Consider the following 9,008-nt stretch of genomic DNA (forward strand, 5'->3'; position numbering starts at 1 on the left):
GCTCCGGTCTCAGGCGGGGAAGGTTTCGACGGTGAGGTTGCCGTTGGTGTAGACGCAGATCTCGGCGGCGATGGCCATCGCCTTGCGGGCGATCGCCTCGGCGTCCAGATCGCTGTCGTAAAGCGCCCGCGCCGCCGCCAGCGCGTAATTGCCGCCCGAGCCGATGGCCGCGATCCCGCCTTCGGGGGCCAGCACGTCGCCCGCGCCGGTGAGCACCAGCAGATCGGTCCCGTCGGTGACGATCAGCATCGCCTCGAGGTTGCGCAGATACTTGTCGGTGCGCCAGTCCTTGGCGAGTTCGACGCAGGCGCGCATCAACTGGCCGGGCGCGGCTTCGAGCTTCTTCTCCAGCCGCTCGAACAGGGTGAAGGCGTCGGCGGTGGAGCCGGCGAAGCCCGCGACAACGTCGAAGCCGCCGGGCTTGAGCCGGCGGACCTTGCGGGCTGAGGACTTGATCACGGTCTGGCCGAGGCTCACTTGTCCGTCGCCCGCGACGCAGACGTTGCCGTCCTTGGCCACGCCGATGATGGTGGTGCCGCGCCACCCCGGTCCGTTCGTCGTCATTCCGCCCGCCCCTCGTCGCTTTCGCGCCTCACATAAGGGGCGCGGCGCGGCTGCGCCAGCCGGGGCCCGAGGCGTCAGGCCGTCTCGGCGGCGCGGGCGAGGGCGGCGTCGATGGCGTCGAGCGTCGCCTCGTAAGGCAGCAGGATCGAGGCGTGGCGGTTCTTGAACTCGCGCGCGGGTTCGAGCACCGCGAGCCCGTCGAAAGGCGCGTCGGGGGCGGGACCCCCCTCCTTGAGCATGGCGCGCAGCGCGTCATGCGCCGCGGCGACGTCCGCTCTCGTGCGCCCCAGCGCCGCAGCCCCGAGCACCGAGGCCGAGGCCTGCCCCAGCGCGCAGGCCTTGACGTCCTGACCGAACGCCGCGATCCGGTCCCCGTCGAGCGTCACGTCGACCGTGACGGTCGAGCCGCAGAGCGGCGAGCGCCGCGTGCCCGACCCCTGGGCCGCAGCGAGGCGCTCGGCATGCGGGATGTCGGCGGCCAGCGCAAGAATGCGCTTGGAGTAGAGCTGGATCAGATCTTGCGTGTCGGTCATGGCGCGCCTCCGTTCGATCGGTTAGATAGCGCGGCGGCGCGGAAGGCGAAAGCCGCGCGGAAGACGAGGCGGGACATGGCCGATTTCGACCCCTCGACGCTGAAGCTGTCGCCCGACGGGCTGATCCCCGCCATCGCCCAGCAGCACGACACCGGAGAGGTGCTGATGCTCGCCTGGATGACGCCTGCGAGCATCGCGCGCACGCTGGCGGAGGGGCGGGTCGTCTACTGGTCGCGCTCGCGCGGCGCGTTCTGGCGCAAAGGCGACAGTTCGGGCCATGTCCAGCGTCTGGTGGAGATGCGGATCGACTGCGACCGCGATTGCCTGCTGCTGCGCGTCGATCAGACCGGCCCAGCCTGTCACACGGGGCGGCGCTCCTGCTTCCACACCGCCCTGCGCGACGGCTCGGAAGTCGCAATCGACGGCGGCGCGCCGCCGTCCTGATCCTGCGGCGCCGCGGGGCCGATCCGCCAGCGCAGCGTCAGGCTTTCGGCGAGGACGGGGTCGCGGAAGACGCAGAGCGCGGCGCCTGGGCGGTCGGCGAGAAGCCGGCCCAGCGTCGCCCGGCCCGGCGCGTCGAGATGGGCGTCGAGCCCGTCGATCAGCGCCAGCGCCTCGGGCGCGCGCGCCAGCCGCGCGAGCCCCACCCGCGCCCGCTCGCCTTCCGACAGGTTCCGCCCGCCTTCGGCGAGCGCGCCGTCGAGCCCGCCGAGCCGGTCGAGCGCGGGTCCGAGCCCGACGGCGCGCGCCAGCGCCTCCAGCGCCGCGTCGTCCGGCTTGGCGTCGGCGCCGAAGGCCAGCGCGCGCCGGAAACTCCCCGCGAGGATCGGCGTCTCCGCTCCGAGAAACAGGATCGCGCGGGCCCGGTCCGCCGAGGACAGCGCCATCGGGTCGGCCCCGCCCACCCGGACGCGCCCCTGAGCGGGCGCGGCGAGGCCTGCGGCCAGCCGCAGCAGCGCCGACTTGCCGGCCCCGGACGGGCCTGTCAGCGCGGCCTTGGCGCCGCGGCGGAGCTTGCCGTCGAAGCCGGCGAGAGGGCCGACGGCGACATCATCGAAGCGCAGCGCGGCGCAGCCCTCGCGCATCCGCTCGCAGCGGCGTCGGGGCGGCGCGCCGGCGAGCAGCGCGTCGAGCCGCGTCCGCGCCGCCTCGGCGGCGCAGCGCGCGTCCCAGGCCGCGGCCAGCGCGCGCGCGTGGCCGATCGCGAGCGCCAGCGCCGCCAGCGCGCCGGCGAGCTCCGCCGGAGCGGCGCCGGCGCGCCAGCAGGCCAGCGCCGCGCCCGCCGCCGCGGTCGCGCCCGCCAGATCGGGAATGGCGCGCAGCGCGGCGCGGCGGCGGGCGCGGCTCAGCGCAGCGCGGCGCAGGCCGTCGCCCTCGGCGGCGAGCGCCGCCGTCTCGCGCCCTGAGCGCCCCGCCAAGCGAAGGAGCGGCGCGAGCCGGACGCGTTCGGCCATCCGGGCGGCGAGGCGGGCGCGGCGACGGCGCAGCGCGCGATGCCTGCGCGCCAGACCCAGCCCGGCGAGCGCCGTCGCCGCCGCTCCCAGCGCGAGCGGCGCCGCAGCGCCCGCCGCCGCCGCCGGGCTGATCCAGATCAGCGCCGCCAGCGTCAGCGGCAGGGCCGCCCCGGCGGAGACGATCCGCGCGGCGCCCCGGCTCGCCCAGCCCGACAGGGCCGCGAGATCGCCGGTGAAGCGCAGCGCCAGCCCGCCCGCCCGCCGCGCCTCGAGCGCGGCGATCTCCATCGAGGATAATCGGGCGAACACCGCCCGGCGCACCGCGGCGGCGTAGCGCTGGCCGAGATCCTCCGCCGCCAGCCGCTCGGCCAGCCCGAGCGCGGCCAGCGCCGCCCCGGCCACCGCCAGCCCCGCCGCCGCAGGGGCGGGGTCGAGCCCGTCATGCCAGCGCAGGAACAGGCTGCGCGTGGCGAAGGCGAGCCCCGCCGCCGCCGCCGCCTGCCCGACGCCGAGCAGCGCGACGCGGACGAAGCGCCGCCCCCGCCCTTCGGCGAAGAGGCCCGGGGCGCGCGCGCCGGCGCGCGCTTCGGACGCGCCGCTCACGCCGCCGCCGCGCGCGGCGCCTCCAGCCGATGCAGCAGCGCGATCGCCTCCGCCGGGTCGCGCAGCGCCTCGCGCGAGAGGATCGGCAGGCCGGTCGCCGCCTCGGCCTCGGCCACGAGCAGCGGCGCGCGCGCGATCAGCCCGGTGAGCGCGACCGGGACGATCTCGCGCCGCGCCAGCGCCGCGACGCCGCCGACCGCCGCCAGCGCGTCGGGCGCGGCGAACAGAACCCCCGCGAAGGCGCTCCGCGTCGCCGGATCGGCGAGCAGCGCGTCGGTTTCGGTCTGAAGCACGCCGTCGGCGACCTCCACCACCGCGACGTCGGCGCCGGCGCGCGCGGCTTCGGCCATCAGCGCGTCGATGGCGGCGGCGATGCGGGCGTGCGGGGCGCCGTAGGTCGAGGCCATGCCCGCATCGGTGAAGTCGAGCGCGACATGCGCGCCGGCGTCGCGATAGGCGTTGACGTCGCCGAAAGCGCCGGTGCCGGTCGCCTTGATCGCAGCGACCCGCCGACCGGCCCGCGCCAGCCCATGCGCGAGGCTCGCCGTCGCCGCCGTCTTGCCGGAGTTCATCGAGGCGCCGACGACGCAGATAGCCGTCAGCCCGGCGGGCCGGGCCGCCGGGGCGATCGCGTATCTGGCGAGGTTCAGCGCGACGCCATGGCGGTCGGCCAGCAGGCCGAGCGGGATCGCCCGGGTCGGGGCCGACATCCGGCCATGCGCCGCCCGCATCCGCCCCAGCACGCCGCCGCCGGCGAGCATGTCGGCGCCGTCTGGATCGAGTTCGGCGACGCCCTCGAACTGGTCGGCGGCGTAGCGCGCCCCGCAGGCGAGAACCACGAGATCGCCGGGGTAGAGCTCGGAGGGCCGCCCCTCGGAGAGCTGGACGTTCTTGTGCGAGCCGATCCTCTCGATCCGGGCGAGGACGAGGTCGCCGGGGCGCGCTGCGCCGAGGTCGCGGATCAGGCCGGCGGCGTCGCCGCGATGGACCCGGCGCGTGGTGAAGGCCCATTTGGCCTGCGGGGCGAGCTGGAAGGCGAAGGGGGCGTGAACGGTCATCGGAGGTCTCCTGTCCGAAAGTCAGGGATGGGGGGCGAAGGCGAGGTCGAGGAGGCCGGCCTGCGCGCAGGCGGCGAAGTCGTGGCCGCAGCCGGGCAGCAGATCGAGCGTGAGGCGCGGCTCGGCCAGGCCGCGCCGCGCGGCTTCGGCGCGCAGCGCCTCGGTCCAGGCGCGGGCGCGCGCGGCGCGGTCGGGGCCCTGGGCGGCGTCGAGCGCGGGGGTCGAGCGGGTCGCCGCATCGGGCTGGTCGTCCCCGGCCCCGACCGAGACCGCGATCTCGAGCCCGAGGAAGCGGTCGAGCCCGGCCTCGAGCCGCGCGCCCCACGCGCCGCCGAGGCCGTAGGGGAAGGCGGTCGCCGCGTCGGGCGTCGTCCACCAGCCGGCTGCGCAGACCGACAGGCGGCGCAGCCGGTGCGGATAGAGCATCGCGAAGCGGTGGCCGAACTGCGCGCCGCCCGAGAATCCGGCGAGATCGACCGGGCCGGCGCCGATCAGCCCTTCGCCCTCCAGATCGGCCAGCAGCGCCAGCAGCGCGAGATCGGCGCGGCGGGGCGCGACGGCGCGCTGATAGCCGGTCCAGCGACGCTCGTCGAAAAGCGGCGCGACCACGATGCGGCCTTCGGCGGCGGCACGCGCCGCGTAGGCCTCTGCCTGCTCGCGCGCGCCCCGGCCGATGCCGTGGACGGCGACCAGCGGTCGGGCGCCGGGCGCTGGATCGGCGGGCAGGGCCAGCCAGCAGTCGAGCGCGCGGGAGCCGCGGCCGGGGCGATGGACGAGCGCGCAGGCCGGGCCGGCGGGCGTCGTCGCGATGGGGGTCCGGATGGTCATTTTCCTGCGTTTCCTCCCGCGGCCCGCGGCTCAGAACCTGACCCAGGCTTCCTCGACGCCGTTCTCGGCGTGAACCTTGCGGAACGCGACGGGGCCTTCGTCGGGCGCGTACCAGGTGGTGCGGGTGCGCTTGCCGTCGGAGCATTCGACGACATGGGCCGGCGTCTTCGCGCCGCGTTCGCGGATGACGGCCTCGGCGCCGACGACGCGGCAGACGGTGTCGCGCGTGTAGGTCTTGCCGGTGTGCGAGACGGCCTTGCGGGTCCAGCGGCCCTCGGCGCCGGGCTTCAGCGGCCAGATCGACCTGGCGGAGCGCACCTCAGCGCGGCCGGTGGCCCAGGTGGCGCCGCCGTCGCAGTTGGCCCAGCTGTCGGAGGGGGCGAACCAGTCGCCGGAGCGGGTCCAGACGCAACCATCGCTCTGGCGCACCCGCACGCCCTGTCCGTAGCGCCTTGCGTCGAAGCGCAGCGTCGCCCCGGTGCGCAGGTCCTTGGCGCTGAAGCTCGCGGCGAGCGGCGTTCCGGGCCGGCCGAGCGGGCGCAGCGGCGCGGCGAGGCGTTCGGTCTGCGGATGCGCGCCGTCGCCGATCAGGGTGAAGCCGGCGACGCGCAGGCCCTCCATCGGCGCGCAGGCGCCGAGCGCGAGCAGGGCGAACGGCGCGAGGCGGCGCAAGTCGAAGCGGGGGCGGGCGGTGGGGGACGATGCGGGTCTGGGCGCGGCGGTCATGGTCGTTTCTCCTGAAGCGGTGCGCTGTTCGGCGCGTGCGGCAGGGAAACGGGCGCGGACCCGACTTATTCCGACTTCGGGAGAGGTTTTTTCGCTCGCCCTCGCCAGAGCGGTCAGATCTGCGGGGCCGCTCCGAGCGCGCGGCGCAGCGCGGCGGGCAGCGCGTCCGGCAGGTCGTCGGCGGTCAGGCCTGGGCCGAACAGGCGCGCCGCCTCGACATGCAGCCAGCAGGCCGAGGCGGCGGCGTCGAGCGGCGCGGCGCCGCGCGCCATGAGGCCTGCGATCAGCCCGGTCAGCACGTCGCCGGCGCCGGCGGTGGCCAGCCAAGGCGCCTCGCGCCCGTAGCAGGCCGGGTGCAGCCGCGTCCGTCCGTCGGGCGCGGCGATCACGGTGGTCCGGCCCTTGAGCAGCACGGTCGCCTGAGCCCGCGCCGCCGCCGCGCGCGCCGCCTCGACCCGCCCGAACGCCGCCGATCCTTCTGCGAGGCGCGCCGCGAGGTCGGGAAACAGCCGCGCGAACTCTCCGCCGTGAGGGGTGAGGATCGCCGCGCGGCCCGCGCAGGCGGCGAAAAGGGGCGCGGGATCTTCGGCGAAGGCGGTCAGCGCGTCCGCGTCGAGCGCCGCCGCGCGCCCCGAGTCCAGCGCAGTCAGGGCCAGCGCCCGCGCGCGCGCGCCGCCGTCGCGGCCGAGACCGAGGCCGGGGCCGAGCGCGACGCAGGTGAAGCGCCGGTCCCCGAGCAGCGCGGCCAGCGCCTCCGGCGCGTCGAGCGGGCGCAGCATCACGGCGTCGAGGCGCGCGGCGTTCTCGATCAGCGCGGCGGCGGGAACGGCGAGGGTGACGAGCCCCGCACCCGCCCGCAGCGCCGCGCGCGCAGCCAGACGCGCGGCGCCGCCGCGCCCCACTCCGCCGCCGAGAACGAGGGCATGGCCGTGGTCGTATTTGTGCCCTCCGCCCTGCTTGGCGAGCAGCGCCGGATCGGGCTCGGCGAGGGCCAGAACGTCGTCGGCGTCGGCTAGCCCGATGTCGGCGACCACCAGCCGCCCGCACAGATCGGGCCCCGCGCCGAGATAATGCCCCGGCTTGGCGCGGTGGAACGTCACGGTCAGCTCCGCCGGGGCCGGCGCGCCGAAATCCCGCCCGGTGTTCAGGCACAGACCCGACGGCGCGTCGGCCGCCGCGACCCGCCCGGAGGCGGCGACCGCGCGCCAGGCTTCGGCGATCCCGGGCGCGAGCGGGCGGGCGAGACCGGCGCCGAACAGCGCGTCGACGATCAGCCCGAAGCGCTGCGGCGGCCCGTCAGCGGCGAAGGGGCGCAGCGGACCGGTCTCGCGCCAGCGCCGCGCCATCTCGGCCGCGTTGGCGGGCGCGCGCGCCGGATCGCCCAGCGCGAAGCAGGCGACCTCCCATCCCATCTGCGCCAGATGGCGCGCCGCGACATAGCCGTCGCCGCCATTCGCGCCCGGCCCGCAGAACACCGCGGCCCGCCCCCGCGTCGCGAATCCCATCGCGTCCGCCTCCCGCGCCAGCGCCGCCCCCGCCCGCTCCATCAGTTTGAGCGCAAGTCGCGGGTCGGCCGCGATGGCGGATGTTTCGAGCGCGCGCAGAGCGTCGGGGGCGATCAGAAGGGTCGGCATGCGAGGGTCTTGCGCTCCGGCTTCGCCTAAGGAATGGTCATCTTGCCCAAAAAATGGGCGTGGAGAAGGGAATCAGCGCGCCACTCCCATCCGACCAAAGCTTAACGGATTGAATTCCCCTCGGGGGGGTGATTGGCATGGCGCGTGCAAGCCGCCTTGCGCCGGTCGCCCGACCGGCCGGAAATCCAGCGGAGCGTTCGACATGAAGAAGATTGAGGCGGTGATCAAGCCGTTCAAGCTCGACGAGGTGAAGGAGGCGCTGCAGGAGATCGGGATTCAGGGTCTGAGCGTGCTGGAGGCCAAGGGCTTCGGGCGCCAGAAGGGCCACACCGAACTCTATCGCGGCGCCGAATACGTCGTCGATTTCCTGCCCAAGGTGAAGATCGAACTGGTCGTGCCCGACGACCAGTGCGAACAGGCGATCGACGCGATCGTCGCTGCGGCGCGCACCGGCAAGATCGGCGACGGAAAGATCTTCGTCACCACGGTCGAGCAGGCCGTCCGCATCCGCACCGGCGAGGAAGGCGTGGACGCGCTCTGACCCGCGCCGCCGCCGCTCCGCCAAGACCAATTCGCAACCGGGCCACTCCGACGAGAGGACAGAGATGAGCAAAGCCGAAAAGATCGTGAAGATGATCAAGGACGAGGATGTCGCCTATGTCGATATCCGCTTCACGGACCCGCGGGGCAAGCTGCAGCATGTGACCGTGCTCGAAGATCAGGTCGACGAGGACTTCCTGGCGGAAGGCTTCATGTTCGACGGCTCGTCGATCGCCGGCTGGAAGTCGATCGACCAGTCGGACATGAAGCTGGTGCCCGATTGCGACACCGCCTACATGGACCCGTTCTTCGCGGAGAAGACCCTCTGCCTGCATTGCGACGTCGTCGAGCCCGACACGGGCGAGCCCTATGAGCGCGACCCGCGCGGCACCGCCAAGAAGGCGGAAGCCTATCTGAAGTCCTCGGGCATCGGCGACGTGTCCTATTGGGGCCCGGAAGCCGAATTCTTCGTGTTCGACGACGTGCGTTTCCAGGTCGCGATCAACAAGGTCTCCTATGAAGTCGACGCCGTGGACGCGTCGTGGAACTCCGACCGTGAATACGAGATGGGCAACACCGGCATGCGGCCCGGCGTGAAGGGCGGCTACTTCCCGGTTCCCCCGATCGACCATGCGCAGGATCTGCGTTCCGAGATGCTCTCGACGATGAAGCAGATCGGCATGAAGGTCGACAAGCATCACCACGAAGTCGCCTCGTGCCAGCACGAACTCGGGCTGATCTTCGGCACGCTGACCGCGCAGGCCGACGCACTCCAGAAGTACAAGTACGTCATCCACAATGTGGCGCAGGCCTACGGCAAGTCGGCGACCTTCATGCCCAAGCCGATCGCCGGCGACAACGGCACCGGCATGCATGTCAACATGTCGATCTGGAAGGACGGCAAGCCGCTCTTCGCCGGCGATCAGTACGCCGATCTGTCGGAAGACGCGCTGTACTACATCGGGGGGGTGCTCAAGCACGCCAAGGCGCTGAACGCCATCACCAACCCCGGCACCAACAGCTACAAGCGGCTGATCCCGGGCTTCGAGGCGCCGGTGCTGCTGGCCT

General features: G+C 74.2%; 10 protein-coding genes. 3 read left to right on the forward strand and 7 right to left on the reverse strand.

The annotated features are described in order from the left end of the window. Positions 1-9 precede the first annotated feature (9 nt). Positions 10-564: an ATP-dependent protease subunit HslV gene (gene hslV / locus V7Q31_RS05030; protein ID WP_333832584.1), complete on the reverse strand. Its 555-nt coding sequence runs from the start codon at positions 562-564 to the stop codon at positions 10-12. 74 nt (positions 565-638) lie between these two features. Beyond that, positions 639-1,097 (reverse strand): iron-sulfur cluster assembly scaffold protein, encoded by a 459-nt coding sequence (locus V7Q31_RS05035; protein ID WP_333832585.1) that lies wholly within the window; start codon positions 1,095-1,097, stop codon positions 639-641. Positions 1,098-1,172: 75 nt separating this feature from the next. On the opposite strand from V7Q31_RS05035, the gene hisI reads away from it, so the two are divergent. Beyond that, a complete protein-coding gene (gene hisI, locus V7Q31_RS05040) occupies positions 1,173-1,541 on the forward strand; it encodes a phosphoribosyl-AMP cyclohydrolase (RefSeq protein ID WP_333832586.1) in 369 nt (122 codons plus the stop codon). Here hisI and V7Q31_RS05045 read toward each other — a convergent pair. From V7Q31_RS05045 to V7Q31_RS05065, 5 genes are all read right to left on the reverse strand, one after another. Further along, the gene (locus V7Q31_RS05045; RefSeq protein ID WP_333832587.1) at positions 1,457-3,154 is read right to left on the reverse strand and encodes an ATP-binding cassette domain-containing protein; all 1,698 of its coding nucleotides are present in this window, start codon (positions 3,152-3,154) and stop codon (positions 1,457-1,459) included. The two genes, hisI and V7Q31_RS05045, sit on opposite strands and share 85 nt — an antisense overlap. Beyond that, positions 3,151-4,212 carry a hypothetical protein gene (locus V7Q31_RS05050; protein WP_333832588.1) on the reverse strand — a complete coding sequence of 354 codons (1,062 nt, stop codon included), beginning with the start codon at positions 4,210-4,212 and terminating at the stop codon, positions 3,151-3,153. Before V7Q31_RS05050 ends, V7Q31_RS05045 begins: the two co-directional genes overlap by 4 nt. A gap of 21 nt (positions 4,213-4,233) precedes the next feature. Further along, positions 4,234-5,040: a hypothetical protein gene (locus V7Q31_RS05055; protein WP_333832589.1), complete on the reverse strand. Its 807-nt coding sequence runs from the start codon at positions 5,038-5,040 to the stop codon at positions 4,234-4,236. Between the two features lie 30 nt (positions 5,041-5,070). Then, complete coding sequence (locus V7Q31_RS05060; RefSeq protein ID WP_333832590.1) at positions 5,071-5,766, reverse strand: hypothetical protein; 696 nt, start codon at positions 5,764-5,766, stop codon at positions 5,071-5,073. A 113-nt stretch (positions 5,767-5,879) separates the two neighbouring features. After that, positions 5,880-7,400, reverse strand: coding sequence for an NAD(P)H-hydrate dehydratase (locus V7Q31_RS05065; protein ID WP_333832591.1), 1,521 nt, complete (start codon positions 7,398-7,400; stop codon positions 5,880-5,882). A 202-nt stretch (positions 7,401-7,602) separates the two neighbouring features. On the opposite strand from V7Q31_RS05065, the gene V7Q31_RS05070 reads away from it, so the two are divergent. Together V7Q31_RS05070 and glnA are read left to right on the forward strand one after the other, a co-directional pair. Then, positions 7,603-7,941, forward strand: a complete 339-nt coding sequence (locus tag V7Q31_RS05070) for a P-II family nitrogen regulator (RefSeq protein ID WP_333832592.1) — start codon at positions 7,603-7,605, stop codon at positions 7,939-7,941. A 64-nt stretch (positions 7,942-8,005) separates the two neighbouring features. Continuing rightward, a partial coding sequence (gene glnA, locus V7Q31_RS05075; protein WP_333832593.1) for a type I glutamate--ammonia ligase occupies positions 8,006-9,008 on the forward strand: 1,003 nt, incomplete at its 3' end.

Origin of the sequence: Rubrimonas sp. (assembly GCF_036788415.1) — a bacterium.
Lineage (GTDB): Bacteria > Pseudomonadota > Alphaproteobacteria > Rhodobacterales > Rhodobacteraceae > Rubrimonas.